Source organism: Xylophilus sp. GOD-11R, from assembly GCF_033546935.1.
In the GTDB taxonomy this organism is placed as follows: domain Bacteria; phylum Pseudomonadota; class Gammaproteobacteria; order Burkholderiales; family Burkholderiaceae_C; genus Xylophilus.
Window position 1 is genome coordinate 2,250,315 of sequence record NZ_CP137854.1, and the last position, 26,321, is coordinate 2,276,635.

Annotated in this window: 24 protein-coding genes and 1 tRNA gene; 14 read left to right on the plus strand and 11 right to left on the minus strand. The window is 66.1% G+C overall.

The window, feature by feature from the left end; all coding sequences use genetic code 11:
* The first annotated feature begins 27 nt into the window (after positions 1–27).
* Both R9X41_RS10600 and R9X41_RS10605 read left to right on the plus strand, forming a co-directional pair.
* Positions 28–1,899, plus strand: a complete 1,872-nt coding sequence (locus tag R9X41_RS10600) for a hypothetical protein (RefSeq protein WP_318634832.1) — start codon at positions 28–30, stop codon at positions 1,897–1,899.
* 230 nt (positions 1,900–2,129) lie between these two features.
* Complete coding sequence (locus R9X41_RS10605) at positions 2,130–2,480, plus strand: hypothetical protein (RefSeq protein ID WP_318634833.1); 351 nt, start codon at positions 2,130–2,132, stop codon at positions 2,478–2,480.
* 91 nt (positions 2,481–2,571) lie between these two features.
* Here the strand turns inward: R9X41_RS10605 and cobA are convergent, their stop codons facing one another.
* From cobA to nirB, 5 genes are all read right to left on the minus strand, one after another.
* Positions 2,572–3,456, minus strand: coding sequence for a uroporphyrinogen-III C-methyltransferase (gene cobA / locus R9X41_RS10610; protein ID WP_318634834.1), 885 nt, complete (start codon positions 3,454–3,456; stop codon positions 2,572–2,574).
* The gene (gene ybiB, locus R9X41_RS10615; RefSeq protein WP_318634835.1) at positions 3,453–4,403 is read right to left on the minus strand and encodes a DNA-binding protein YbiB; all 951 of its coding nucleotides are present in this window, start codon (positions 4,401–4,403) and stop codon (positions 3,453–3,455) included. The genes cobA and ybiB overlap by 4 nt, the downstream gene beginning before the upstream one ends.
* An 87-nt stretch (positions 4,404–4,490) precedes the next feature.
* Positions 4,491–7,304, minus strand: a complete 2,814-nt coding sequence (locus R9X41_RS10620; protein WP_318634836.1) for a nitrate reductase — start codon at positions 7,302–7,304, stop codon at positions 4,491–4,493.
* Positions 7,305–8,182: 878 nt separating this feature from the next.
* Positions 8,183–8,605 (minus strand): nitrite reductase small subunit NirD, encoded by a 423-nt coding sequence (gene nirD, locus R9X41_RS10625; protein ID WP_318634837.1) that lies wholly within the window; start codon positions 8,603–8,605, stop codon positions 8,183–8,185.
* A 15-nt stretch (positions 8,606–8,620) separates the two neighbouring features.
* Positions 8,621–11,116 (minus strand): nitrite reductase large subunit NirB, encoded by a 2,496-nt coding sequence (gene nirB / locus R9X41_RS10630; RefSeq protein ID WP_412556702.1) that lies wholly within the window; start codon positions 11,114–11,116, stop codon positions 8,621–8,623.
* A 372-nt stretch (positions 11,117–11,488) separates the two neighbouring features.
* Here nirB and R9X41_RS10635 point away from each other — a divergent pair, with 372 nt between their 5' ends.
* Both R9X41_RS10635 and R9X41_RS10640 read left to right on the plus strand, forming a co-directional pair.
* The gene (locus R9X41_RS10635) at positions 11,489–11,692 is read left to right on the plus strand and encodes a type II toxin-antitoxin system VapB family antitoxin (RefSeq protein WP_318634839.1); all 204 of its coding nucleotides are present in this window, start codon (positions 11,489–11,491) and stop codon (positions 11,690–11,692) included.
* Entirely contained in the window at positions 11,689–12,066 is a 378-nt protein-coding gene (locus tag R9X41_RS10640) for a type II toxin-antitoxin system VapC family toxin (RefSeq protein ID WP_318634840.1), read from the plus strand. Before R9X41_RS10635 ends, R9X41_RS10640 begins: the two co-directional genes overlap by 4 nt.
* A gap of 49 nt (positions 12,067–12,115) precedes the next feature.
* Here the strand turns inward: R9X41_RS10640 and R9X41_RS10645 are convergent, their stop codons facing one another.
* From R9X41_RS10645 to R9X41_RS10660, 4 genes are all read right to left on the minus strand, one after another.
* Positions 12,116–12,931 carry an ABC transporter ATP-binding protein gene (locus R9X41_RS10645; RefSeq protein ID WP_318634841.1) on the minus strand — a complete coding sequence of 272 codons (816 nt, stop codon included), beginning with the start codon at positions 12,929–12,931 and terminating at the stop codon, positions 12,116–12,118.
* Positions 12,928–13,863: a nitrate ABC transporter permease gene (ntrB, locus tag R9X41_RS10650; RefSeq protein ID WP_318634842.1), complete on the minus strand. Its 936-nt coding sequence runs from the start codon at positions 13,861–13,863 to the stop codon at positions 12,928–12,930. Before ntrB ends, R9X41_RS10645 begins: the two co-directional genes overlap by 4 nt.
* 22 nt (positions 13,864–13,885) lie before the next feature.
* Positions 13,886–15,178 (minus strand): CmpA/NrtA family ABC transporter substrate-binding protein, encoded by a 1,293-nt coding sequence (locus R9X41_RS10655; protein WP_318634843.1) that lies wholly within the window; start codon positions 15,176–15,178, stop codon positions 13,886–13,888.
* A gap of 295 nt (positions 15,179–15,473) precedes the next feature.
* The gene (locus R9X41_RS10660; protein WP_318634844.1) at positions 15,474–16,730 is read right to left on the minus strand and encodes a nitrate- and nitrite sensing domain-containing protein; all 1,257 of its coding nucleotides are present in this window, start codon (positions 16,728–16,730) and stop codon (positions 15,474–15,476) included.
* Positions 16,731–16,821: 91 nt separating this feature from the next.
* Here R9X41_RS10660 and tsaD point away from each other — a divergent pair, with 91 nt between their 5' ends.
* Positions 16,822–17,853 (plus strand): tRNA (adenosine(37)-N6)-threonylcarbamoyltransferase complex transferase subunit TsaD, encoded by a 1,032-nt coding sequence (gene tsaD, locus R9X41_RS10665; RefSeq protein WP_318635197.1) that lies wholly within the window; start codon positions 16,822–16,824, stop codon positions 17,851–17,853.
* Positions 17,854–17,926: 73 nt separating this feature from the next.
* Here tsaD and R9X41_RS10670 read toward each other — a convergent pair whose 3' ends face one another.
* Positions 17,927–18,316, minus strand: a complete 390-nt coding sequence (locus tag R9X41_RS10670; protein WP_318634845.1) for an Hsp20/alpha crystallin family protein — start codon at positions 18,314–18,316, stop codon at positions 17,927–17,929.
* Between the two features lie 162 nt (positions 18,317–18,478).
* Here R9X41_RS10670 and R9X41_RS10675 point away from each other — a divergent pair, with 162 nt between their 5' ends.
* The gene (locus tag R9X41_RS10675; RefSeq protein ID WP_318634846.1) at positions 18,479–19,699 is read left to right on the plus strand and encodes a branched-chain amino acid ABC transporter substrate-binding protein; all 1,221 of its coding nucleotides are present in this window, start codon (positions 18,479–18,481) and stop codon (positions 19,697–19,699) included.
* A 7-nt stretch (positions 19,700–19,706) separates the two neighbouring features.
* On the opposite strand, the gene R9X41_RS10680 is transcribed toward R9X41_RS10675, so the two are convergent.
* Complete coding sequence (locus R9X41_RS10680) at positions 19,707–19,979, minus strand: hypothetical protein (RefSeq protein WP_318634847.1); 273 nt, start codon at positions 19,977–19,979, stop codon at positions 19,707–19,709.
* A gap of 182 nt (positions 19,980–20,161) precedes the next feature.
* Between R9X41_RS10680 and rpsO the strand changes: the two genes are divergently transcribed.
* The 8 genes from rpsO to R9X41_RS10720 all read left to right on the plus strand — a co-directional run bounded on the left by rpsO (position 20,162) and on the right by R9X41_RS10720 (position 26,310).
* Complete coding sequence (rpsO, locus tag R9X41_RS10685; protein ID WP_318634848.1) at positions 20,162–20,428, plus strand: 30S ribosomal protein S15; 267 nt, start codon at positions 20,162–20,164, stop codon at positions 20,426–20,428.
* Positions 20,429–20,672: 244 nt separating this feature from the next.
* The gene (pnp, locus tag R9X41_RS10690; protein WP_318634849.1) at positions 20,673–22,817 is read left to right on the plus strand and encodes a polyribonucleotide nucleotidyltransferase; all 2,145 of its coding nucleotides are present in this window, start codon (positions 20,673–20,675) and stop codon (positions 22,815–22,817) included.
* Between the two features lie 105 nt (positions 22,818–22,922).
* Positions 22,923–23,909 (plus strand): NAD(P)H-quinone oxidoreductase, encoded by a 987-nt coding sequence (locus R9X41_RS10695; RefSeq protein WP_318634850.1) that lies wholly within the window; start codon positions 22,923–22,925, stop codon positions 23,907–23,909.
* 5 nt (positions 23,910–23,914) lie between these two features.
* Complete coding sequence (gene tpiA / locus R9X41_RS10700) at positions 23,915–24,664, plus strand: triose-phosphate isomerase (RefSeq protein WP_318634851.1); 750 nt, start codon at positions 23,915–23,917, stop codon at positions 24,662–24,664.
* Positions 24,665–24,713: 49 nt separating this feature from the next.
* Entirely contained in the window at positions 24,714–25,133 is a 420-nt protein-coding gene (secG, locus tag R9X41_RS10705) for a preprotein translocase subunit SecG (RefSeq protein ID WP_318634852.1), read from the plus strand.
* A gap of 158 nt (positions 25,134–25,291) precedes the next feature.
* A tRNA-Leu gene (locus tag R9X41_RS10710) sits at positions 25,292–25,376 on the plus strand.
* Between the two features lie 64 nt (positions 25,377–25,440).
* Positions 25,441–25,800 carry an NADH-quinone oxidoreductase subunit A gene (locus R9X41_RS10715; protein WP_318634853.1) on the plus strand — a complete coding sequence of 120 codons (360 nt, stop codon included), beginning with the start codon at positions 25,441–25,443 and terminating at the stop codon, positions 25,798–25,800.
* 27 nt (positions 25,801–25,827) lie between these two features.
* The gene (locus tag R9X41_RS10720; RefSeq protein WP_318634854.1) at positions 25,828–26,310 is read left to right on the plus strand and encodes a NuoB/complex I 20 kDa subunit family protein; all 483 of its coding nucleotides are present in this window, start codon (positions 25,828–25,830) and stop codon (positions 26,308–26,310) included.
* Positions 26,311–26,321: the final 11 nt, after the last annotated feature.

The window sequence follows — 26,321 nt, forward strand, 5'->3', positions numbered from 1 at the left end:
GCTTTCCACCTCTCGAAAGCCCATCGCATGTATGTCAGCCCCAATGGCCGCGCCGCGACGCCTCTCCTGACGCAACTCCCCGCCGCTGTGGTCCGTCCCCCGGTCGATGTTCCCGACGCGGGGTTGCAGGCCGATACGACGCCGCTGCAGGCGCTCGATGAAATAGCGGTCGATCAGCCCGCGGCCTTTGCCGGACCGGCGCATCCCAACCTGCAACAGCGCCGCGTCCTCGTCGAACGGACCCGCACCGCCTTGGAGTTGCTGCGCAACGCCCTGGAGCGCGGTGGCGCCGAGACGATGTCCCCGCAGGAGGTCGAAACCGTCCGGAATGCGTGGGAACAGGCCTGTGCGCTGGACCGCGATGCGACGGGGCTGGACTTCATGCCGGCCACGCTTGCCTGCTTCGTGGCGTTCGAGCCGCACGAAGCGTACAGGGGGCGGCAAAGCCTGCGCGGGTTCATCATCACCGGTCTGGAGGAGTTGCTGCGCTCCCAGACCGCACAGGGGTTTCGGCCCGGGAGGGCGGCGAATCCCTGGCTGGACGACGCCACGCCCGATGACGTCTTCGCCGCCCGGTCCACGCTGCAGTCGTTTGCAGCCGGCGGGCCGGCCCAGGCGAGACTGGCGCGTCAGTTGCTCGCGAGCTGGGAGCAAGGCCATTCGCGTGTGCATCTGGCCCATGGCCTCGATCGCAAGCTGCCGGACGTCGCCACGATCGCCGCGCTGTCGACCAACGTCCGGCTGGTGCATATCGATCGGCTGCGCAAGTGCGAGGTCGACGCTGCGTTCATCGCGGGGCTGATGGCCTTCGGGGCCGAAGCCCTGCTGCTGAATGCGCGCAGCGAGTTCGTGTCTGGCCTTGCCGGAGCCGCACGGAACTTGTATCTGGCCCGAAGCCCGCAGATGGACCTGGAAGGCCCGGAATTCCAACAGGCCTGGGAAGCGCATCCCGGGCTTCACGTGTGGACCGACATGACGGTCAAGGGCGCGGCCTGGATGGCGCATCACCAGCCCCACCGGGTCGAGGGTCGGCTCGCGATCACGGGCGAGTTGTTGCAGGATGAGCTGGACAGGCCCTATCGCCGGACCGAAGGCTTCGCAGGCCAGCAGATCGATGCCATGCAGGACGCCACCGCCGACGAACGCCGGGTGTTGAATACCATGATGAAGCGCTGCCAGCATTTCGTCGCGGGTCGCCCGGACTTCCAGGCCAACGTGGAGCTGCTGCTGCGTCACATGGCCGATGACCCGGCGTTCCGGGCCGAGGCTTGCGCCCAGATCGACACCTGGTCACCGAAGTGCGCCGACGACTGGATCTGCTGCATCTCGACGGTGCTGTCGGCGCGCAACCATGCAGGTCCGATCACCGACGCTCCAGACGGCGCGAAGCGCATGCTGTGGCAGTCGCTGCAGGCAGAGGTCGACCGCATAGCCTTCATGCGCGATCCCGATTCGCTGCCGCCGGGAAGCTGGGAGTCGAAAGAGACGATCCTGGAGGTGGAGACCGCGCTGATGCTGCGGCAGGCGGTCGATGCGTGGATGCGCGAGCGTTTCGACGTGAGCAGTGCGCGCCACGTTCCGCAGATCTATGGCGCCCAATCCGCGGTCAATGAAACCGAGGCGGGGGACGTGGTGCAGCGCCTGGTGCAGTCGGAGCGGGAATCCGGCTTTCCGATGGCGCTGGCGCTGGCTCGCGATTCGGATGCCTGGAAGACTTTTGTCGCGACGCTGCCCGAAGTGGAGGGTGCGCTCAAAGCTGCGCACGTGCAGGCGATGGCGGCCCTGGAAGCGCGGCCGCAGGATGGGGAAACCATTCAGGCCGACTACCTGCGGCAGTGCGACGACATTCGTGCCCGGCCGCTTCTCGAGGCGCTGGACGCCTTGTTCACCGACCGCTGACACCGGCTTTCGCTCCCGGCGGCGCGCCGACCGCCGTCGCGCTTGGCATGCATGGGTAGATCCGGGGCGCCTTCGGCAGCGGTCCGGCGACTTCGTGTGGCCGAAAACGCCAGCCCACAACGGACGCCGGAGTCGTGCCTTTTCCCCCTCGAAAGCCCACCGCTTGTTCGTCAGCTCCGATGGGGTCCGCACCAGGACGCATCGTCCAGAACGGGTCGCAGCGGTGACGCTTGCCCAGGTCGAAGCCACCCGATCCAGAGCGGCAGGGCGACGAGACGCCGCTGCAGGCGCTCGACGAGATAGCGGTCGTCGAGCCGGCGGCTTTCGCCGGTCCGGCACACGGCAGTCTGCCGCTGCGTCGCGAACCGGTCGGGCAGACGCGGGAGGCGATGATCCTGTTGCGCGATGCCATGGAGGGGGGAGCCGCCGCGCTGCTCTCCCTGCAGCAGGTCCGAACCATCCATGGTGTCTGGATGCAGGCCTGTGCCTTCGACCGCGAGGCGTCGGGCGCCGCGTTCATGGCGGACGCGCTACCGGACTTCGCGACGCATGAATTGATCGACTGGCCATGGCAGCGCTGAAGGCGCGACCCCAGGACGAGAAAACCACCCAGGCCGACTACCTGCGGCAATGCGACGACATTCGGGCCGGCCGCTGAGGCCGGCGCCCGCCTCAGGCGGCGCGCACTTGGACGGAGTCCTGTGCACCGGCCGCAGCCAGGCCGCAAAGCACGTCGCCCACCACGATCACCGACGGGCTCGCGAAGCCCTCGGCGACGATGGTGTCGTGCAGCTTTTCCAGCGTGCAGACGGTGTGGCGCTGGCTCGGCAGAGACACGTTCTGCACCACCGCCACCGGCGTGGCGCCGGGCAGTCCCTGCAGCAGTCCTTGCTGGATGTGCGCAGCGCCGGTCACGCCCATGTAGACGACCAGCGTGAGCCGCGCGGCATGTGCCGTGGTGGCGAGGGTCGCCCAGTCGGTGCCGGCCGATCCGGGCTTGGCATGGCCGGTGACGAAGATCACGCCCTGCGCATGCTCGCGGTGGGTGAGCGGCACGCCGAGCGTGGTGACGGCGGCCAGCCCGGCGGTGATGCCGTTGATGACCTCGGGCTCGATGCCGAAGGCGCGCATGTGCTCGACCTCTTCACCGCCGCGACCGAAGACGAAGGGGTCGCCGCCCTTCAGGCGCACGACCGTTTCGCCTTCGCGCACCGCCATCAGCATCAGCTTCTGGATGAAGGCCTGCGGCGTGCTCTTGCAGCCGCCGCGCTTGCCCACGTAGACCACTCGCGCGCTGGGCTGTGCCAGGGCGACGATGGCGTCGCTCACCAGGTCGTCGACCAGCAGCAGCGTGGCCGAGGCGATGGCCTTGACGGCCTTGACGGTGAGCAGGTCCGGGTCGCCGGGGCCGGCGCCGACCAGGATGCAGCGGCCGCGTCCGGTGACGGCGGTCTCGATCGGCAGGTCGTGCACCTCGCCGCCACGTAGTTGAAAGACCGGGTCCAGGGTGGGCGGGGTGGAAGGTGAAATCGACGAGGAAGGGAAATCTTTGTTCATGCTGTCTCCGTGACGGCGGGCGCGGTCGGTGCGTCTGCGCTCATGCGTCCTGCCAGGAGCAAGAGGTGTTCCAGCTGGCGCTGGATCGGCTCGGGCACCGGGAGTTCGCCCTGCAGCACCGCGCGGGTGTAGCGGGCGGCGGTGGCGGCGTCGGTGCTGGTGGGCAGGCCCGGCACTTCGGCGGCGGTGCCCGGTGCCTGGGCCTGCAGCTGCACCGGCAGGCCGGCGGCGAAGCCGGTGAGCTCTGCCGTGCGGCGCGGGTCGGCCACTACCTCGCCTTCGAGGCCGCGCGAGAGCAGGGCGTCGGCGCCCAGCATGGCGAAGGTCTGCGCCATCGATTCGGCATAGGCCGCGTGCGTGTAGCTGGCCACCAGCAGCGCCTTGTCGGTGCAGGGATTCATCAGCTTGACCACGCTGTGCGCCGGATTGCGTAGTCCCACCACACGACGCACGTCGAGCAGGCGCTTGAGGCCGGGACAGATGAGTTCGGTCGGCGCGAAGGCGACTTCGCCTGGCGCGATGGCGCGCACGGCGGCCAGGGGCGCGATGTCCATCAGTGCGAAGACTTCCTGCGCGGTGACACGGGCGTCTTCGCTGGCCGCGCCGTGCACCAGCACCGGCAGGCCGGCGCGGCCGATGAGCAGGGCCAGCAGCGGGGTCAGCACCGGCAGACGGCGCGCGCCGTTGTAGCTGGGCAGCACGACCGTCGGCTGCCGCGTGGTGGACGGGAACAGCGTGCTGCGCGAAGCGGTCGCATCCAGAAAGCCGGCGAGCTCGTCCGGGCTCTCGCCCTTGATGCGCATGGCCAGGCAGAAGGCGCCGATCTCCAGGTCGGTCACGCTGCCGTCGAGCACCTGGCCGAACAGATCGGCGGCCTGGGTGCGGTCGAGCGGTCGCGCGCCGCGGGGGCCGCGGCCGATTTCCTTGATGTAGTGGCTGATGCCCATGGGCTGCTGGTTGGTGGGGGGCGTGGGGTCTGCGATTGTCCCGAATGCTTGATGACCTGGGGCTATATCGACATGGCCACAAGGGGTTCAGGCCGGTTGCGGCTGCGCCTGACGCACCGCATGGACCCGGCGCTTGAGCTCGGGAATGCACGATCCGCAGTTGGTGCCGCAGCGCAGCGCCTGCTGCAGGCCGGCGAGCGCGGCGGCCTCGTCCGGCGCTTCGGCCCCGTGCGTGGCGAGGTATTGGTCGATGGCGGGCTCGGTCACACCGAAGCAGCTGCAGACCTGCGCGCCGCGCGCGGCCATGGCGACCGGGGCTTGCGGCGTGCCGGAGAGCAGGGCGCGTCCGAAAGCCTGGGCGGGCATCTGCTGCTGCAGCAAGGGCTTCATCCAGGACTCGGCGCGCACGTCGCCGGCGAGCAGAAAGCCTTCCAGGCGCACGTCTTCGCCCAGCCGCACCAATCGCACCGTGCGGCGCTGGGCCTTGCGACGGTCGGCATAGCGCAGGGCATCGGCGGCATCGATGCCGAGCAGCGATTCGATCTGCGCCAGCACGGCGTCGGGCGGCGCCTCGTCGGCGGCGGCGCGCAACAGCACGCCGCCGCGTTCGTCGGCGACCTGGGCCAGCGGGGTGTCGCTGGCAAAAGGCACGCAGCTGGCGAAGCGCAGGCGGGGCATCAGCGAGCGGAGGGCTTCGCGGGCAGACAGCATCTGCGCGGCCGGCAGCCAGGCCAGCGCCACCATCTGCCAGGCCGGCGCGGCGGGCTCGATGCGCACGGCGGCGTGCTTGAGTTCGGGTTGTTTCGAATCGGGGCAATAGACCGGTTGCGTCAGTGCGTTGACGCCGGCGAGCAGGCTGCCGTCGTCGGCCCGGCCGCTGAGGTATTCGCTGCCCCAGTGCATGGCGATGAAGGCCTGCGAAGGCTGCACGTCGTCCGACGGCTGGGCCGGCAGCACCAGGCTGCCGCGGCGGGAGCTGACCTGCACCAGCGCGCCGTCGGCGATCTTGCGGCGCGCCATGTCGCCCGGATGCAGCTGCACGCAGGGCTCGGCGGCATGGCCGAACAGGCGGCCCAGCGTGCCGGTGCGGCTCATGCCGTGCCACTGGTCGCGCAGCCGGCCGGTGTTGAGTGCGAACGGAAAACGTGCGTCGCGCGGCTCGGCGATGCTGCGAAAGGGTACGGCGACGAAGCGGGCGCGGCCGTCGGGCGTGGGGAACACGCCGTCTTCGTAAAGGCGCTCACGGCCGGTGTCGGCACCTTCGGGAAACGGCCACTGGCGCGGCTCGGCTTCGATCTGCGCATAGCTCAGGCCGGTGATGTCCAGGTCGCGGCCGCGGGTGGATTCGCGGTGTTCATTCCAGACCGACTCCGGCGTCGGGTACTCGAACAGTCCGTCGCCGCGCCCGAGCCGCGTGGCCAGGCGGTGGGCGAAATCACGGCCGATGCTCCAGTCGTGGCGCGCCTCGCCGGCCGGCGGCACGGCGGCGCGCACGCGCGAGATGCGGCGTTCGCTGTTGGTCACCGTACCTTCCTTTTCCCCCCAGGTGGTGGCTGGCAGCAGCAGGTCGGCATAGGCGCAGGTGGCGGTGGTGGCGAAGGCTTCCTGCACCACCACGAACTCGGCGCGCTCCAGCGCGCGGCGCACGGTGGCCTGGTCGGGCAGGGATTGCGCCGGGTTGGTGCAGCCGATCCACAGCGCCTTGACCTCGCCGTCGGCCGCGGCCTCGAACAGCTCCACTGCCGTACGGCCGGGTCTGGACGGCACCTCGGGCACGCCCCACAGCGCCGCCACCTCGGCACGGTGGGCGGCATTGCCCATGTCGCGATGGCCGGAGAGCAGATTGGCCATGCCGCCGACTTCGCGCCCGCCCATGGCGTTGGGCTGGCCGGTCAGCGAAAACGGGCCGGCGCCGGGTTTGCCGATCTGGCCGGTGGCCAGGTGCAGGTTGATCAGTGCGGTGTTCTTGGCGGTGCCACTGGAGGACTGGTTCAGGCCCTGGCAGTACAGGCTGAGCGTGGCGGGTGACAGCGCGAAGAGCCGCGCCGCTTCGATCAGGTCGGCTTGGGCGATGCCGCAGGCGGTGGCGACGGCTGCGGGCGTGGCGTCGCGCACCAGGTCGCGCAGGGCGCTGAAGCCGCTGGTGTGGCGGGCGATGTAGCCGGCGTCGGTCCAGCCCTCCCACAGCATCAGGTGCAGCATGCCGTGGTAGAGCAGCACGTCGGTGCCGGGCTGGATCGCCAGGTGCAGGTCGGCGACGGCGGCGGTGTCGGTGCGGCGGGGGTCGACGACGACCATCTTCATGTCCGGCCGGGCGGCGCGGGCGTCCTCGATGCGGCGAAACAGGATGGGGTGGGCCCAGGCGGTGTTGCTGCCGGTGATGAAGAGGCAGTCGGCCAGGGCCAGGTCGTCGTAGCAGGCGGGCGGAGCGTCGGCGCCCAGGCTCTGCTTGTAGCCGGCCACTGCGCTGCTCATGCACAGGCGCGAGTTGGTGTCGAGGTTGTTGGTGCCGATGAGGCCTTTGACCAGCTTGTTGAAGACGTAGTAGTCCTCGGTGAGCAGCTGGCCGGAGAGGTAAAAACCGACGGCGTCGGGCCCGGAGGTGGTGATGATTTCCGCGAAGCGGTCGGCGGCTATGTCGAGGGCTGTTTGCCAGGCGATGGCTTCGGGCGCTTCTGCTCGGGCGCTGCGGAGCATGGGGCGGAGCAGTCTTGTTTGCAGGGTGACTTCTGCAGTGGCTGTCCGGTGAAGGGTCGAGCCCTTGGTGCAGAGGCGGCCGAAGTTGGCGGGGTGGGTGGGGTCGCCTTTTACGCCCGTTATCTGGCCTTCTGCGGATTCGATGATGACGCCGCAGCCTACGCCGCAGTAGGGGCAGGTTGACTTGGTTTGTTTTGTTGTCATTGCTCGCTCCTCATCTTTGGGGCTTGCTTTGTGCTTCTTCTGCTGAACGTAGGGTGGGGCTGGGGGCTTGCTCTTTGCTGGGCTGGCTTATCTTTTCTTCTTTTACTGGTCGTAGGGTGGAGCTGGGGGCTTGCGCGCCCCCAGACCTGCGGTAACTTTCTTTTGTTGGGACAAAAGAAAGTCACCAAAGAAAAACCCTTGAAGACGAGCTCGAAGCTCGGTCGGGCCATTGCTTCGCTCGGCCTGGGGAATGTGCCTTCGAACGCTCTAACGGCAACAGTTTGGACAAGGGTCGATCCAGAGCCTTGGCCCCTGCTTCGCAGGGTCGGGGCTGAGAGGATAAGAACAGGCGACCGCACTGAGCACGTCGAGGGGGCCGCGCTGATTCGATCGCCACGCGCGCGGCGCACCGTGGTCCGGGTCACGCCGTGATGGACCGCCCATTCGTGCGCTCCTGCGGGCCGATGTTCGAGTGCCACGCCCAGCATTCCGCCAGGGCACATCGCATGGCGCCTGCGCGCTCCGCCAGTGCGGTCGCCTGTTCTTATCCTCTCAGCCTCGACCCTGCGAAGCAGGGGCCATGGCTCCGGATCGACCCTTGTCCAAACTGTTGCCGCTAGAGCGTTCGAAGGCACATTCCCCAGGCCGAGCGAAGCAATGGCCCGATCGAGCCTCGAGCTCGTCTTCAAGCTTTTCTTTGGTGACTTTCTTTCAGCGGAAAGAAAGTTACCGCGGGTCTGGGGGCGCGCAAGCCCCCAGCTCCACCCTACGTTCAGTAGAAGAAAAGAAAAAACAAAATCGAGCTCTGCAGAAGCAAACCCCACGCCCCGCCCTCGGCAGAGAGAAGAAAGAAAGCAAGAAGCAGAACTCACAACACATCACCCAGCAGCAGCAGCAGCAGCAGCAGCCATCAAAGCCACCACCTTGCGACCAGGCCCCGCAACAGGCCGCTCCAGGTCAAGCGCAAGAGAGGCCAGCTCACCAGCATCCAGATGCACAACCCCGTCGGAGACAAGAACGGCAAACCGAGGCGTACACCCCTCATCAGGCGCCTTCGCACATCCGTCATCCAACCCGATCGTGAAGTTGTGCAGCGGACAAGCCACATTCGTCCCGAACACGATCCCCTGCGACAAGGGCCCACCCTTGTGCGGACACCGATCCAGCAGCGCAAAAACCTGCTCCGCATCGTTACGAAACACCGCCACGTCCACGCCCTGAGGCCGGGCCACCCGCCGCGACCCGAGTACCGGGATATCTTCCACCCGGCACACGGGCGTCCATTGCGTATTAGTCGTCATGTGAAGGGCTCCTGCTCAAGCGGTTTCGGTGGAGGTCGAGGAAGACGAGGACAAGGCCACCGGCACGATCGGAATCACCGGCGTGAACTGCCGCGTATCCACCAGCGCCTTGCCCGCCTCGGCCCATGGATCGACCGCCCCGTCGAGCGAGAACTGCAGCCGGTCCCACAGCGCCTTGCGCCCCACCGGGTCGTCGATGATCTTCTTCTTGACGTAGTCCAGCCCCACCCGTGCGATGTAGTGCACCGTGCGGTCCAGGTACCAGGCTTCCTCGCGGTAGAGCTGCAGAAACGCGCCGGCGTACTCCATCACTTCTTCTGCGGTCTTCACCTTGGCGAAGAAGTGCGCCACCTCAGTCTTGATGCCGCCGTTGCCGCCCACGTAGATCTCCCAGCCCGAATCCACACCGATGATGCCGACGTCCTTGATGCCCGACTCCGCGCAGTTGCGCGGGCAGCCCGACACTGCCAGCTTCACCTTGTGCGGCGAGTACATGGCCCATAGCGCACGCTCCAGATCCTTGCCGAGCTGGGTCGAATCCTGGGTGCCGAAGCGGCACCACTCGCTGCCGACACAGGTCTTCACCGTGCGCAGCGACTTGCCGTAGGCGAAGCCGCTGGGCATGTCCAGATCCTTCCAGACGGCCTGCAGGTCTTCCTTCTTCACGCCCAGCAGGTCGATGCGCTGGCCGCCGGTAACCTTGACGGTCGGAATGTTGTACTTGTCGGTGACGTCCGCGATGCGGCGCAGTTCGGCCGCCGTGGTGGTGCCGCCCCACATGCGCGGCACGACCGAATAGGTGCCGTCCTTCTGGATGTTGGCGTGGCTGCGTTCGTTGATGAAACGGCTCTGCGGATCGTCCACCGCCTCCTTCGGCCAGGTGCTGATGAGGTAGTAGTTGAGCGCCGGGCGGCAGCTGGCGCAGCCGTTGGGTGTCTTCCAGCCGAGCTTGGAGAACACGTCGCCGATCTTGAGCAGATGGTCGGCCTTGATCGCCTCGCGCACTTCCTGGTGGCTGCGTTCGGTGCAGCCGCACATGGCTTTTTTCTTGGGCGTGGCGGAGTAGTCGCCGCCGGCGGTGAACATCAATATCTGCTCGACCAGCCCGGTGCAGGAGCCGCACGATGCGCTGGCCTTGGTGTGCTTCTTCACCTCGTCGAGGGTGAACAAACCCTTTTCCTGGATCGCCTTGCAGATGGTGCCCTTGGTCACGCCGTTGCAGCCGCAGACTTCGTCGGCGTCGGCCATGGCGGCAGCCTTGTTCACGCCCTGGTGGCCGGCGTCGCCGAGGTGCGATTCGCCGAACATCAGCTTGTCGCGAATGTCGTGGATGCTGCGGCCCTCGCGCAGCAGCTTGAAGTAGTAGCTGCCGTCCACCGTGTCGCCGTAGAGGCAGGCGCCGACGAGCTTGTCGTCCTGGATGACCAGCTTCTTGTAGACGCCGCCGAAGGGGTCGCTCATGACGATCTCCTCGGTGCCTTCGCCGCCCATGAACTGGCCGGCGGAGAACAGGTCGATGCCGGTCACCTTGAGCTTGGTCGAGGTGAGCGAGCCGAGGTAGCGGCCGATGCCCATTTCGGCCAGGTGGTTCGCCGCCACCTTGGCCTGCTCGAACAGCGGCGCCACCAGCCCGTAGGCAATGCCCCGGTGCGCAGCGCATTCACCCACGGCGTAGATGCGGGCGTCGGTCACCGTCTGGAGGGTGTCGGTGACCACGATGCCGCGGTTGCAGTGCAGCCGGGCCGATTCGGCCAGGGCCACGTTGGGGCGGATGCCCACGGCCATCACCACCAGATCCGCCGCTTCCTCGCTGCCGTCCTTGAAGCGGATCGCCTTCACCCGGCCGGCCTTGCCATCTTCGGCGTCGCCGATCAGCTCCTGGGTGTGGGCGCTGAGGCGGAACTTCAGGCCGCGCTGTTCGAGCGACTGGCGCAGCAGGCCGCCGGCCACGGCGTCGAGCTGCTTTTCCATGAGCCAGGCGTTCACGTGCACGACGGTGACCGTCATGCCGCGCAGCATCAGGCCGTTGGCGGCTTCGAGGCCGAGCAGGCCGCCGCCGATGACGACCGCGTGCTTGTGCGTCTTGGCCGTCTCGATCATGGTGTTGGTGTCGGCGATGTCGCGATAGGCGATCACCCCGTCGAGATGCGCGCCCGGCACCGGCAGCATGAAGGGATTGGAGCCGGTGCACAGCAGCAGCCGGTCGTAGGGCGCCTCGGTGCCGTCGTCGGCGCGCACCACGCGTTGGCGGCGGTCGATGGCCACCACCTTGCGGCCGGCGTGGACCGTGATGCCGTTGTCTTCGTACCAGGACCAGGGGTTGAGCACGATCTCGTCGACCGTCTGCTCGCCCGCGAGCACCGGCGACAGCAGGATGCGGTTGTAGTTGGGATGCGGCTCGGCGCCGAAGACGGTGATCTCGTAGAGATCCGGATCGATCTTCAGCAGTTCTTCCAGTGTGCGGACACCGGCCATGCCGTTGCCGACCAATACCAGCTTCTGCTTCTTCACGCGCATGTCCATGGCGTTCTCCGTGGGCTTTTCAATCGACCAAAAAAAAGGCGTCCGCATGGTGCGTGTGCCGGTCGATGACCTGGCACATCCATGCGGACGCCTTTGTCCTGAAGCCACTGCACGACGCCATTGCCGCGCGGTGACCTTGCGATGCGTCATGCAAGCGGCGTGCCAGCGGATGGGGGTGTTTTCGACTCGACCCAGAGCGTTTGGCGCCGTGTTTTGGACCGTGCTGCGTCGGCTTGGTGCATTTTGCGGAGCACAAGAAAAAAGGAACCGAAGACGGCGCTCGGGCCGACGCTGCCGGCCAGGTCAAATACATGCGTCAATATTGATGCAGAATGATGTCGAATTTGATGAGGAGCAGTTATGCGTACCACCGTCACCATCGACGACAAGCTCTACGAGCAGGCCCTCGAAGTCGCCGATCCCCAAATGGATAAGGCAGATCTGTTTCGGGAAGCCATCAAGACATTCATTCGCGTGCACGCCAGCAAGCGCCTGGCCGCGCTCGGCGGTGCCGCGCCCGAAATCGCCGATGTGCCTCGCCGACGCGAGGATTCCCGACGGTGAGCGTGCTGGCCGATACATCCGTTTGGATCGCGCATTTTCGAGAGCCCAGCCCTGAGCTGATCGGCCATCTGGACGCCGGACAGGTCTTGATTCATCCGATGGTGATTGCAGAACTGGCATGCGGAACACCTCCCGATCGATTGCGCACCCTGCAAGCGCTTGGGCTTCTGGAGCACTCGCATCAGGCGAGCATGGCCGAGGTGCTCCTATTGATCGAGGGGAAAAAGCTGTTTGGACGCGGATGCGGTTTGGTTGACATGATGTTGCTGGCGTCCACATTGGTCACGCCCGGAGCGACGTTGTGGACGCTCGACAAACGACTGGCCGATCTCGCCGATCTTGTGAAGGTCCGGTACCGACCTTCCTTGCACTGATCGCCACCCACAAAAAAGCCCGGCGAACCGGGCTTGGTCTGTCTGCTGGTCAGGCTGCCTTCTCGACATGCCCCTGCCGCGTGTACAGGAAGTCGATCACCGCCTTGCGGTAATGCACGTAGGTCGTGTCCTCGGCCAGTTCCACCCGGTTGCGCGGCCGGGCGAGGTCGACCGACAGCACTTCGCCGATGGTGGCCGACGGGCCGTTGGTCATCATGACGATCTTGTCGGACAGCAGCACCGCTTCGTCCACGTCGTGGGTCACCATGACGACGGTGCTCTGGGTCTTCTGCACGATGGCGAGCAACTCGTCCTGGAGGCGGGCGCGGGTGAGGGCGTCGAGCGCACCGAAGGGCTCGTCCATCAGCAGCACCTTGGGCTCCATGGCCAGGGCGCGGGCGATGCCGACGCGCTGCTTCATGCCGCCGGAGATCTCGCCCGGACGCTTCTGCGTGGCGGGCGTGAGGCCGACCAGCGCCAGCGCGGCGTCGGTGCGCACCTTGAGTTGCGCCTTGGATTCGGTCTTGCCGAAGACGCGTTCCACACCCAGGTAGATGTTCTCGTAGCAGGTCAGCCAGGGCAACAGGGAATGGTTCTGGAACACCACCGCGCGCTCGGGACCGGGGCCCTTGATTTCGCGGGCGGCGCACATCAGGCTGCCGTGGGTGGGCGTGGTCAGGCCGGCGATCAGGTTGAGCAGCGTCGACTTGCCACAGCCCGAGTGGCCGATGAGCGCGACGAACTCGCCCTTGGCGACGTTGAGGTTGATGTCGCGCAACGCCTGGAAGCTGCCCTTGGGCGTCTTGAAGGTTTGCTCTACATCGCGGATCTCGATGAACCTGGATTCCTGATTGGCGAGACTCATGACTTCACCTCTTCGAACGTGAATGCAGTGGCGATCTTGATGAGCGCGAATTCGAGCAGCAGGCCGACGATGCCGATGACGAAGATCGCGATGATGATGTTCTTGACGTTGAGGTTGTTCCACTCGTCCCACACCCAGAAGCCGATGCCGACGCCGCCGGTCAGCATCTCGGCCGCCACGATCACCAGCCAGGCCGTGCCGACGGCCAGACGCACGCCGGTGAGCATGTAGGGCAGCACGGCGGGGAACAGAATCTTGGTGAGGATCTTCCATTCCGACAGGTTGAGCACCCGGGCGACGTTCATGTAGTCCTGCGGCACGCGCTGCACGCCGACGGCGGTGTTGATGACCATGGGCCAGATGGAGCAGATGAAGATCGTCCAGATGGCGGCCGGATTGGCGCCCTTGAACACCAGCAGGCCGATCGGCAGCCAAGCCAGCGGCGACACCGGACGCAGCAGGCTGATCAGCGGATTGAACATGCTGGCCAGGAACTTGAAGCGGCCGATGGCGAAGCCCACCGGAATGCCGACGAGCGCGGCGAGCCCGAAGCCCATCGCCACCCGCTGGAGCGAGGACAGCACGTTCCAGCCCACGCCCTGGTCGTTGGGGCCGTTGCTGTAGAACGGATCCTTGAAAACGGTGACGGCCTGGATCCAGGTGTCCTTGGGCGATGGAATGCTGCTGCCGGTGCTGACGGAGACGGCTTCCCACACCAGCACCAGCAGCAACAGACCGAGAAGCGGCGGCACCACCTTCAGCCAGAAGGCTCGCCAGTCGCGCGGGGCGGGTTGGCGGGGCTGGGCGGCAGCGGTTGCGGTAGTCATGGTCGTCGAGGCCGGCAGTGCCGGGTTGGTGGTCGTCGGAGGCGTGGCACCGGCCGCATCGGCCTGCGCACCCGCCAGGGAACTGTGAAAAACGGCACTCACCATGGTGTTCTCCTCAGTGAATAGGTCAGGCTTTGATCTTGAAGCTATCGGCGTATTTCGCCGGGTCCTTGCCGTCCCAGACGGTGCCATCGAGCAGCTTGCTGCTGCGCATCGGATCCTTGGGCACGGCCACCTTCATCGCTCCGGCGACGTCCTTGTACATGTCGATCTGGTTGATCGACCTGGCCACGGCCAGGTAGTCCGGATGTTCCTTGAGCAGGCCCCAGCGCTTGTGCTGGGTCAGGAACCACATGCCGTCGGAGAGATAGGGGAAGTTCACCGCGCCGTCGTCGAAGAACTTCATGTGGTTCGGGTCATCCCAGGTCTTGCCCATGCCGTTTTCGTAGCGGCCCAGGATGCGCTGGTTGATCGCGTCGGCGCTGGTGTTGACGTAGCTCTTTTCTGCGATGACGTCGGCCATCTTGTTCTTGTTCTGAAGGCTCGCGTCGATCCACTTGCTGGCCTCCATCACGGCCATCATCACGGCGCGGCAGGTGTTGGGATTGGCCTTGACGAACTCCGCCCGGGTGCCGAGCACTTTCTCGGGGTGATCTTTCCAGATGTCCTGGGTGGTGATGGCGGTCACGCCGATCTTGTCGATGATCGCGCGCTGGCCCCAGGGCTCACCCACGCAAAAACCGTCCATGTTGCCCACGCGCATGTTGGCCACCATCTGCGGTGGCGGCACGACGATGACCTTGGCGTCCTTGATCGGGTTGATGTTCGACGCGGCCAGCCAGTAGTTGAGCCACATGGTGTGGGTGCTGGTCGGGAAAGTGCCGGCGAAGGTGTATTCGCGCTTGTTGGTGGCCATCACCTTGGCCAGCGAAGGTCCGTCGACCGCGCCCTTGTCGGCCAGCGCTTTCGACAGGGTGATCGCCTGGCCGTTGCGGTTGAGGCCCATCAGCATGGCCATGTCCTTCTTGGGGCCGCCCACGCCGAGGTGGACTCCGTAGATCAGGCCGTAGAGCACATGGGCCATGTCGAGCTCGCCGTTGACCAGCTTGTCGCGAACGCCCGCCCAACTGGCTTCCTTGCTCGTGACGATCTTCACGCCGTACTTCTTGTCGAAGCCCAGCACCGAGGCCATCACCACACTGGCGCAATCGGTCAGTGGAATGAAGCCGATCTTGACTTCTTCCTTCTCGGGTTTGTCGGAGCCCGCAGCCCAGACGCCGCTGTGCCCGAGGCTGGCGAACAGGGCGGTGGCGCCGGCCTTGCGGATGAACTCGCGGCGCGGCGCGGCCACGGCGGTGTCTGCTGCGGGGGAGGCTGCAGCGACAACGGGGTCGGCTTTACCGGGAATCTTCTGGGCCATGGTCTAACTCCTTGCGTGGGCGAAAAACGGGAAGCGGGCTGAAAAAACAAAAACGGCGCCCATTCCCTGGCGCTTTCGCGAGCAGGAAATGGACGCCGTTGTCCAGATGTCGTGGGTGACTGTTGACGCCGGACCGCCATTGGCCCAGTGTCGCCCTACCACCATGCAGGAGTCATGCCAGCGGTTTTGCCCCGTGTTAGCGCCGGAGCGGGGCGTTGGAGCCGGTGGTGAACCCCGTCTAGCCGTGCCGTCGTGGTGCGCCGCACCAAACTGCAGCGGTTTCGCATTCGGATGCTCAGCGGGCCTTGGCCGGCAGCAGCTCGGCCATGGCCAGCACTGCCTCGGCCACGTCGACCAGGCGCTTGCCCTGGCCCATGGCGGTCTGCCGCAGCATCTTGTGCGCCTCTTCTTCGTTGATATGACGGTGCGCCATCAGCAGGCCCTTGGCGCGCTCGACGATCTTGCGTTCGTTGAGCGCGGCGCGCACGTCGGCCAGCTCGTCGGCCATGGCCTGCAGGCGATACGACTGCTCCTGCACCATCTCCAGCACCGAGCGGCCGAGCTGCGGTCCCAGTGCGGGCGAGTCGCCGCGGGGCGCGGGGTCGTCGAAAAAGGTGCCGGTCGAACGAGAGGAGGTCGATTGCGCGGCTTGGAGCAGCGCGGCGTGGGTATCCAGGTCGGCGCGCGCCTGCTGCAGCTTCTCCTGGCAGCGACGCACCAGGTCGGCGGCCAGGCGAACTTCCACCGCCTGCATGGCGTCGATGCGTTCGGTGCAGCCGTCGAACCAGTCGCGGCTGAGCGAGCGGTCGAGGCTGATGCCGACAGCGGCGGTGCAGCCGATGCGGCGCAGGCGCTCGATCTCGGCCATGGCCGCACCGCCCAGGCAGGCCTGCCATGCGGCGATATGGACCGGCTCGGCGAAGTCGGTGAAGACGGTGAAGCAGCGCTCCTGCGACTCGATCAGGTGCAGCCAGTGCTGCTGACGCGCCAGCTCCACGGTTCCTTGCGCGAAGGCAGCGGCGCCGGCGGCGCGTTCCTGGCCGGTGAATTCCTTGCCCTGCATGAAATGAAAGGTGGCAACCAGCATGCGGGAGAGCTCGGGGTCGCTGGCGCTGTCGGCCGCGTCGAACACCACGCCGAGCAGCGCTGCCACCAGGCGGTTGAAGCTGCGGGTGGACTCGGCGCTGTCGAGCGCCCGCTCGCCGATGCGCTCGCGCAGCCGGGGCAGGGCGCCCAGGCCCTGCAGCGCATAGGCGATGCGGCTGAACAGCCGCGCCCCGTTGGCGATGGCCGCGCCTTCGATGTCGATCTGCTCCAGCGCGGCACGCCAGCGCTCGGCGGCCGCATGGCAGGCGACCACCTGCTTGATCCGCTGTTCGCCGAAATGCGCTTCGCCACCGCCGAGGAAGAGATTGCTCATGCCGCGCTCCTTCTGCAGGGCGTGGATCAGTTCGGCGGTGCGGCGCACCAGTTCGCTGGTCAGCAGGAGCTGTTCGAGTTCGCGGATTTCGCACTGGCGTGCGGCAACGAGGAAATTGAGTCCGGATTTCATGTGGGGTGCCATGGCGGCAGCAAGGCGCGTGCCGTCCATTGTGGCGAAGGGCCATGTCGGGCGGCCTAAACTCGGCCGGATGCGCAACGATCTGCTCGTCCTGGGCTTCGAATCATCCTGCGACGAAACGGGCGTGGCCCTCGTCGAATCCTCCGCCTCGCAGGCGGTCCCGCGCCTTCTGGCGCATGCACTGCACAGCCAGGTGGCGATGCACCAGGCCTACGGCGGCGTGGTGCCCGAACTCGCCAGCCGCGACCACATCCGTCGTGTGCTGCCGCTGACCGACGCGGTCATGGCCGAGGCCGGGCGATCGCTGGAAGCGGTCGACGTCATCGGCTACACCCGAGGGCCGGGCCTGGCCGGTGCGCTGCTGGTGGGCGCCGGCGTGGCCTGCGCGATGGGTGCGGCGCTCGGCGTGCCGGTGCTGGGCATCCACCATCTCGAAGGGCATCTGCTGTCGCCCTTTCTCAGCGACGACCCGCCGGAGTTTCCCTTCGTGGCCTTGCTGGTGTCCGGCGGCCACACCCAGCTGATGCGGGTGGACGGGGTAGGGCGCTACGCGATGCTGGGCGAAACCATCGACGACGCTGCCGGAGAGGCCTTCGACAAGTCGGCCAAGCTGATGGGCCTGGGCTATCCGGGCGGGCCGGCGCTGTCGCGGTTGGCCGAGCAGGGCGACCCCAAGGCTTTCGCCTTGCCGCGGCCGTTATTGCGCAGCGGCGACCTCGATTTTTCTTTCGCCGGGCTCAAGACGGCCGTCTTGACCCAGGCGAAGAAGCTCGGCGACCAGCTCGAGGCACGCAAGGCCGACCTGGCCGCGTCGACCGAGGCGGCGATCGTCGAAGTCCTGGTGAAAAAATCTTTGACGGCGCTGGAGCGCACCGGGCTGCAACGACTGGTGGTGGCCGGCGGCGTGGGGGCCAACCGCCATCTGCGCGCGCAGCTCAATGGCGAATGCGCGCGACGCGGCGTTCGGGTGCACTACCCCGAGCTGCATCTGTGCACCGACAACGGCGCCATGATCGCCATGGCCGCGTCGATGCGGCTGGCGTCCGGTCTGTCGGAGCCGACACGCACCTATGCGTTCGATGTGCGTCCGCGCTGGACGTTGGGTGATGCCTGAATCGCTCGCCGATATGTCGTCCATGAAAAAGCCGCCCGGTTCGGGCGGCTTTTTTGATAATCCCCAGAATTAATCAGGAAATAACCAGGCTGCGCGCAGTCTTCACTGGCGCCTTGCGGGCGATTTTCAAGGTCAATACTCCATTTTCGAGTTTGGCTTGGCTGGCCTCGGCGTCGATTTCCTGCGCCAGCTCATAAGCCAGCTTGATGGTGCGCGGTGCATCCTGCACGCTTTCAACGCGCACGACATTACCGTCGAGGTTGATCGCCAATTGCTCGCGCGACAGGCCGGGTACGTCGATGGTGAAGGTGACGAACTGCTCGTCCTGCTTCACCTGCGGTGCCTGCGCGGTGGACTGGCGGGCGGACGGGCCGAAGGCATTGGCCAGAAATCGTTCGAGCGAATGATCGACCGAACGCAGTTGCGGGGCGTAAGCGGGGCGGCGGGCTTGGGCGTAGAACATGGAAATGGCTCCTATACACTGCGCGGCTTTCAACCGTGAACGCCGCATGGAATCGAATCTGTGTGTGGCCGCCGGTATTTCAAGTAAATAAATCAAGGGAAAAATATGCGACGCGTGGTCTTGAAAACGATCGCGGCAGGACTATTTGGCGGCGCGCAGTTAATGTCTGCGCGGGCGCAGAACGTCGCTGGAAAGCCGATCACCATCGCGCTCATCGAGGGGCTGTCGGGCGCTTTCGCCAATGCGGGAGAAGCGGTGTTTCGCAATATTTCCTGGGCGATCGAGCGGGTGAATGCGCGTGGCGGCGTCAAGCTCGCCAGCGGTGCGCGGCCCTTGCAGCTGGTGCGCTACGACAGCCGCGGGCAGAGCGAGGAAGCCTTTTCCGCGTTGCGCGCCGCGATCGACGCCGGAACGCATTTCGTGATGCAGGGCAACTCGTCGGCGGTGGCTGCCGCGCTGGTCGATGCCGTCGACAAGCAGAACACGCGGGATCCGGCCCACCGCATGGTGTTTCTCAACTACTCCGCGGTCGATCCGGTGTTGACCAACGAGCGCTGCAGCTTCTGGCATTTCCGCTTCGACGCCCATGCGGACATGCGCGTGGCTGCGCTGCTGGACGTGCTGCGCGACGATCGCTCGGTCGGCAGCGTCTACCTGATCGGTCAGGACTACAGCTTCGGCCAAGGTGTGCTGCGCGAGGCCCGGCGGCAATTGGGTTTGCAGCGGCGGGACGTGAAGATCGTCGGCGACGAACTGCATCCGCTCGGCCGCGTGAAGGATTTCGCGCCCTACGCCGCCAAAATCCGCGCCAGCGGCGCCCAGGCGGTCATCACCGGCAACTGGGGCAACGACCTGACCCTGCTGGTGAAGGCGGCGCGCGAGGCCGGCTTCGAGGGCAAGTTCTACACCTTCTACGGCAATGCCCTGGGGGCGCCCGCGGCGCTGGGTGATGCCGGGGTCGGCCGGGTGCTGGCGGTGGCCGACTGGCTGCCCAACGTGCCCGGTGCGCAGAGCGAGGCCTTCTACGCGGCCTTCCACCAAAGGTTTCCGAGGCCGGAAGAAGACTATGTACACATGCGCATGCAGCTGATGGTGGAGGCGCTGGCGCAGGCCCTGGAGAAGGCCGGCCGCGACGATCCGCTGACGGTGGCCCGCGCGCTGGAAGACGCGTCGGTCTCGCTCTACGGCCAGAGCGGGCGCATGCGGGCGGCAGACCACCAGTTCCAGCAATCGCTCGTGGTGGGCCAGATGGAGCGCAAGGGAACGCCCGGCGTCAAGTTCGATGTCGAGGGTTCGGGCTACGGCTTCAAGGTAATCCGAAACATCGCGCCGGAGCGCGCCGAGCTGCCGAACACCTGCCAAATGAGGCGGCCGGACGCGTGAGCCTGGTTCAGGAACCCCAACCGTAGCCCCGACAGGCGCCGGCGTTGGGCAATCCGCGGCATTCCACCTGCAGCCGGCGGGCACGCTCGGCGGGTGATTCGCCCTGGTCGCCGCTGAAGGTCTTGGCGCGCGCGGACGCTTTCGTCTTGGTGGAGGCCTTGGCTTTCCTGGCGGGTGTTTTGGTGCTGGCGTCCGACCTGGCGGTGGCGGCCATTGCAGGCGAGAGCACGAGAGCGAGGCCGGCAGCAAGAGCGAAGCGGCGGCGGAGAGGCTGGGGCATGGTGTCGTTTTTTGCGCGGTTGGAAGGCCGCCATCGTCGATCGCCCCGCCACCGCGCCACGACCGCCCGTCGGCTGGCTGAGCAGGGCGCGCTATAATCGACGGGCTTTGCCTCCTGCAAGGCGCACGTGCAGCGCATTTCCAGCGCCGCTCGCAAGTCAAACACTCACCGGAAACATTGAAATGATCGCATCCTCCATCAAGGCCGAAGTCGTCGCGGCCAACGCCCGTGCAGCCAACGATACCGGCAGCCCGGAAGTGCAAGTCGCACTGCTGACCGCCCGCATCAACGAGCTGACCCCCCACTTCAAGACCCACGCCAAGGACCACCACGGTCGTCGTGGCCTGCTGCGCATGGTGAGCCGTCGCCGCAAGCTGCTCGACTACCTGAAGGCCAAGGACGCAGAGCGTTACACCGCCCTGATCGCCAAGCTGGGTCTGCGCAAGTAAGGCGCGACGGACAGATGAACGCCTGAGTTAGCGCGCTAGCTCAGGCGTTTTTGCATTTCGATTTCCCATCGGCCGACCCGACCGAATCAACAGAGCCACCGGACGGTATCCCGCACAGAGCGAAGCTGTGTCATTCCAGGGGCGTTGCGCCACCCCCGAGCGCCACTGGAATGGCATCGTGTTCTGACAGGACTCCCGGCTCCGGATCTCCGCTACAACGACAACCGACAGGAGCACATCACCTATGAGCATCTTCAACAAAGTCACCAAGACCTTCCAGTGGGGCCAGAACACGGTCACCCTCGAGACCGGCGAAATCGCCCGTCAGGCTGCCGGCGCCGTGCTGGTCGACATCGATGGCACCGTGGTGCTGGCCACCGTCGCCGCATCCAAGACCGCCAAGTCCGGCCAGGACTTCTTCCCGCTGACCGTCGACTACATCGAGAAGACCTACGCCGCCGGCAAGATCCCCGGCAGCTTCTTCAAGCGCGAAGCCAAGCCCAGCGAGCTCGAAACCCTGACCAGCCGCCTGATCGACCGCCCGATCCGCCCGCTGTTCCCCGAAGGTTTCTTCAACGACGTGCACGTGGTGATCCACACCATGTCGCTCAACCCCGAAGTCGACGCCGACATCGCCGCCATGATCGGCGTGAGCGCCGCGCTGGCCGTGTCCGGCATCCCTTTCGCAGGCCCCATCGGCGCCGCGCGCGTGGGCTACATCAACGGCGAATACGTGCTGAACCCTGGCCAGACCGCCCGCAAGAACTCGCAGCTCGAACTCGTCGTCGCCGGCACCGAATCCGCCGTGCTGATGGTCGAGTCCGAAGCGCAGCAGCTCTCCGAAGAAATCATGCTCGGCGCGGTCGTGTACGGCCACGAGCAGGGCAACGTGGCCATCAACGCCATCCACGAGCTGGTGCGCGACGCCGGCAAGCCGGTCTGGGATTGGCAGGCTCCGGCCAAGGACGAGCCGCTGATCGCCAAGGTCGGCGCCCTGGCCGAAGAGAAGCTGCGCGCCGCCTACCAGCTGCGCAACAAGCAGGCCCGCACCCAGGCCCTGCGCGAAGCCACCGCGTCGGTCATGGAAGGCCTCAAGGCCGAAGGCGTCGCATTTGACAGCGTCAAGGTCGAAGGCCTGCTGTTCGACATCGAAGCCAAGATCGTGCGCAGCCAGATCCTGTCCGGCGAGCCCCGCATCGACGGCCGCGACACCCGCACCGTGCGCCCCATCGAGATCCGCAACAGCGTGCTGCCACGCACCCACGGCTCGGCCCTGTTCACCCGTGGTGAAACCCAGGCCCTGGTCATCACCACGCTCGGCACCGAGCGCGACGCCCAGCGCATCGACGCACTGGCCGGCGAATACGAAGACCGGTTCCTGTTCCACTACAACATGCCTCCCTTCGCCACCGGCGAAGTCGGCCGCATGGGCAGCACCAAGCGCCGCGAAATCGGCCACGGCCGCCTGGCCAAGCGCGCGCTCGTCGCCGTGCTGCCGTCCAAGGAAGAATTTCCCTACACCATCCGCGTGGTGTCGGAAATCACCGAATCCAACGGGTCCTCGTCGATGGCTTCGGTCTGCGGCGGCTGCCTGTCCATGATGGACGCCGGCGTTCCGATCAAGACCCACGTGGCCGGCATCGCCATGGGCCTGATCAAGGACGGCAACCGTTTCGCCGTGCTGACCGACATCCTGGGCGACGAAGATCACCTTGGCGACATGGACTTCAAGGTGGCCGGTTCTGCAGCCGGCATCACCGCGCTGCAGATGGACATCAAGATCCAGGGCATCACCAAGGAAATCATGCAGGTCGCGCTGGCGCAGGCCAAGGAAGCCCGCCTGCACATCCTGGGCAAGATGAACGAAGCCATGAGCACCGCCAACACCACGGTGTCGGACTTCGCTCCCAAGCTGTTCACCATGAAGATCAATCCGGAAAAGATCCGCGACGTGATCGGCAAGGGCGGCTCCGTCATCCGTGCGCTGACCGAAGAGACCGGCACCCAGATCAACATCGACGAAGACGGCACCATCACCATCGCCTCTTCCGACGCCGCCAAGGCCGACGAAGCCAAGCGCCGCATCGAGCAGATCACCGCCGAAGTCGAAATCGGCAAGATCTACGAAGGCCCGGTCGTCAAGATCCTGGACTTCGGCGCACTGATCAACCTGCTGCCCGGCAAGGACGGCCTGCTGCACATCAGCCAGATCGCCCACCAGCGCGTCGAGAAGGTCACGGACTTCCTGTCCGAAGGCCAGATCGTCAAGGTCAAGGTTCTGGAAACCGACGAAAAGGGCCGCGTCAAGCTGTCCATGAAGGCGCTGCTGGATCGTCCGGCCTTCAACGACCAGAACCAGGCCCCGAACCAGGCTCCGAACCAGTTCTGAGCCTGGGCGCCCGATGGGCTGCGGGCGGCATCGCGCCGCTCGCAGTCCGCAGGGGCAATGCCAACATCCGCCACCTACCCGTCGTCCAACGTCCGAGGAGCACGCATGCGAGCTGTCGAAATCACCCGGTACGGCGCCCCTGAGGTGCTAGTCGCGGGCGACCGCCCGCGTCCGGTTCCGGCGACAGGTGAGTTGCTGATCCGGGTGACGGCCAGTGGCATCAATCGGCCTGACGTGCTGCAGCGCACCGGCAATTACCCGGTGCCGCCGGGCGCGTCCGACATTCCCGGCCTGGAAGTGGCCGGTGTGGTGGAGGAGGGCGAGCCTGCTGCGCTGGCGGCTGCCGGCCTCAAGCTGGGCGACCGCGTTTGCGCGCTGCTTCCTGGTGGAGGGTATGCCGAATACGCCACCGCCTCGATCGATCTCTGCCTGCCGGTTCCGGCCTGCCTGAGCGATGTCGAAGCCGCCTCGCTGCCCGAGACCTTTTTCACCGTCTGGAGCAATGTCTTCATGCGCGGTGCATTGAAAGCGGGCGAAACCCTGTTGGTGCAGGGCGGCACCAGCGGCATCGGCGTCACGGCCATCCTGCTGGGCAAGGCGATGGGCGCGACCGTCATCGTCACGGCGGGCAGCGACGAAAAATGCGCAGCCTGCCTCGGACTCGGTGCCGATCACGCCATCAACTACAAGGCCCAGGACTTCGTGGCCGAGTGCAAGCGCCTGACGGACGGCCGCGGGGTCGACGTGGTGCTCGACATGGTGGCTGGCCCCTATGTGGCGCGCGAGATCGACTGCTTGGCCGACGACGGCCGCATCGTGGTCATCGCGGTGCAGGGCGGCTCCAAGGCCGAATTCCACGCCGGGCAGTTGCTGCGCCGGCGCCTCACCATCACCGGCTCGACGCTGCGGCCGCGTCCGGTGGCGTTCAAGGCGTCCATCGCCGCGGGCCTGCGCGAACACGTCTGGCCACTGCTGACCTCCGGCCGTGTCCGGCCGGTCGTTCACGCCACCTTTCCCGCTTCGAAAGCCGCCGATGCCCATGCCCTCATGGAATCCGGCGCGCATATCGGCAAGATTGTCCTGACTTGGTAGTTCTCATGCAGCAACGCAAAAAACTGGTAGCCGGCAACTGGAAGATGAACGGCGGTCTTGCCGCCAACGCGGCCTTGCTCGACGGCGTGCTCGCCGGGCTGGGCGCGCCGGCCTGCGGCGTCGCCGCCTGCGTTCCGGCGCCTTACCTGGCGCAGGTGCAGGCCCGCGTGGCGGGCAGTGCCCTCGCGCTCGGCGCGCAGGACGTGTCGGCTTTCGCCTCGGGTGCCTACACCGGTGAAGTCTCGGCCGGCATGCTGGTCGACTTCGGCGTTGCCTATGCCATCGTCGGCCATTCCGAACGTCGCCAATACCATGGCGAAACCGACGCCACCGTCGCTGCCAAGGCGCTCGCTGCACTGGACAAGGGCATCACGCCCATCGTCTGCGTGGGCGAAACCCTGGCCGAACGCGAGGCCGACCAGACCGTCGCGGTCGTGTCGCGCCAACTGGCCGCCGTGCTGACGAAGTTGGGCGACAAGGCGGCCGCCATCGTGGTGGCGTACGAGCCGGTCTGGGCCATCGGCACCGGTCGCACCGCCAGTCCGGAACAGGCGCAGGCGGTGCATGCCGCCCTGCGCGCACAACTGGCCGAAGCCGGTGAGGCGGCGGCGATGCAGCCCATCCTCTACGGCGGCAGCATGAACGCGGCCAACGCGGCACAACTGCTCGCGCAGGCCGACATCGACGGCGGACTGATCGGCGGCGCGTCGCTCAAGGCCGCCGATTTCCTGGCCATCGTGGCCGCAGCCGGCTGATTCTTCTTCTCTTATCCTCCTGCGCCGCAGCGCAAAGACTTTTCCTGACATGAACATCGTTCACAACCTGATCCTGGTCATCCAAATCATCTCGGCGCTCACCATGATCGGCCTGATCCTGGTGCAGCACGGCAAGGGTGCCGACATGGGCGCTGCCTTCGGCAGTGGCAGCGCCGGCAGCCTCTTCGGCGCCAGCGGTAGTGCCAACTTCCTCTCGCGCAGCACTGCGGTGCTGGCGGCGGTCTTCTTTGTCTGCACCCTGGCGCTGGCCTACTTCGGCAACCTGCGCACGACGGGTTCGGGCAGTGTTCTCGATCGCGTCTCGGCACCCGCACCGGTCACGGCGCCGGCAGCTCCGGTCGACACCGGGCCGGCTTCGCAGATCCCCGGCAACACGCCGGCCACGCCCGCCGCTCCGGCCGGTGGCGCTTCGGGCGCGAACAGCGTTCCCGCGCCCAAGACGCCCTGAAGACTTCTATAAGACTGCTGGAAGACTTCTATAAGAGTCGTTCAAAATTTTGGACGGCCGAGAGTGAAAACCCGGTGTTTCCGGGATAGAATGCAAGTCTGCCCGGAAAGCCACAAACCGTAAGGTCCTCATGCCATCCGGGCAGCAGAAAAATATAAGCCGTCGTGGTGAAATTGGTAGACACGCTATCTTGAGGGGGTAGTGGCGAAAGCTGTGCGAGTTCGAGTCTCGCCGACGGCACCATACAAAGACAGGCCCGTATCTTGCGATGCGGGTCTGTGCCGAGTAGCAAAAGACAAGCCCCAAGATGAACCTCAGTCAGTACCTCCCCGTTCTTCTGTTCATCCTGGTAGGCATCGGTGTAGGGGTCGCACCGCAAGCTCTCGGTTATCTGCTCGGGCCCAATCGCCCCGACGCGGCAAAAAATTCCCCTTACGAGTGCGGCTTCGAAGCCTTCGAAGATGCGCGCATGCAGTTCGACGTCCGGTACTACCTGGTCGCCATTCTGTTCATTCTTTTCGATCTGGAGATCGCCTTCCTGTTTCCCTGGGCCGTGGCCCTGAAGACCATCGGTCCGGTCGGGTTCTGGGCTGCGGTGATCTTCCTGGGCATCCTCGTCGTTGGCTTCGCCTACGAGTGGAAAAAGGGCGCTCTGGACTGGGAATAATGCATCCGCCGGCAAGGAGAACAAGCCATGGCAATTGAAGGAATCCTGAAGGAAGGGTTCATCACCACTTCCTACGACTCGGTGGTGAACTGGGCCAAGACCGGCTCTCTCTGGCCCATGACCTTCGGTCTGGCCTGTTGCGCCGTCGAAATGATGCATGCCGCCGCCGCGCGCTACGACATCGGCCGTTTCGGCGCCGAAGTCTTCCGCGCCAGCCCGCGCCAGTCCGATCTGATGATCGTCGCCGGCACGCTCTGCAACAAGATGGCGCCGGCCTTGCGCAAGGTCTACGACCAGATGGCCGAGCCACGCTGGGTGCTCTCCATGGGCTCGTGCGCCAACGGCGGCGGCTACTACCACTACAGTTATTCGGTGGTGCGTGGCTGCGACCGCATCGTGCCGGTCGATGTCTACGTGCCGGGCTGTCCGCCCACCGCCGAAGCGTTGATCTACGGAATCATCCAGCTCCAGCAGAAGGTCCGCCGGACCAACACCATCGCTCGGGTATGAGCGAGTTGCGG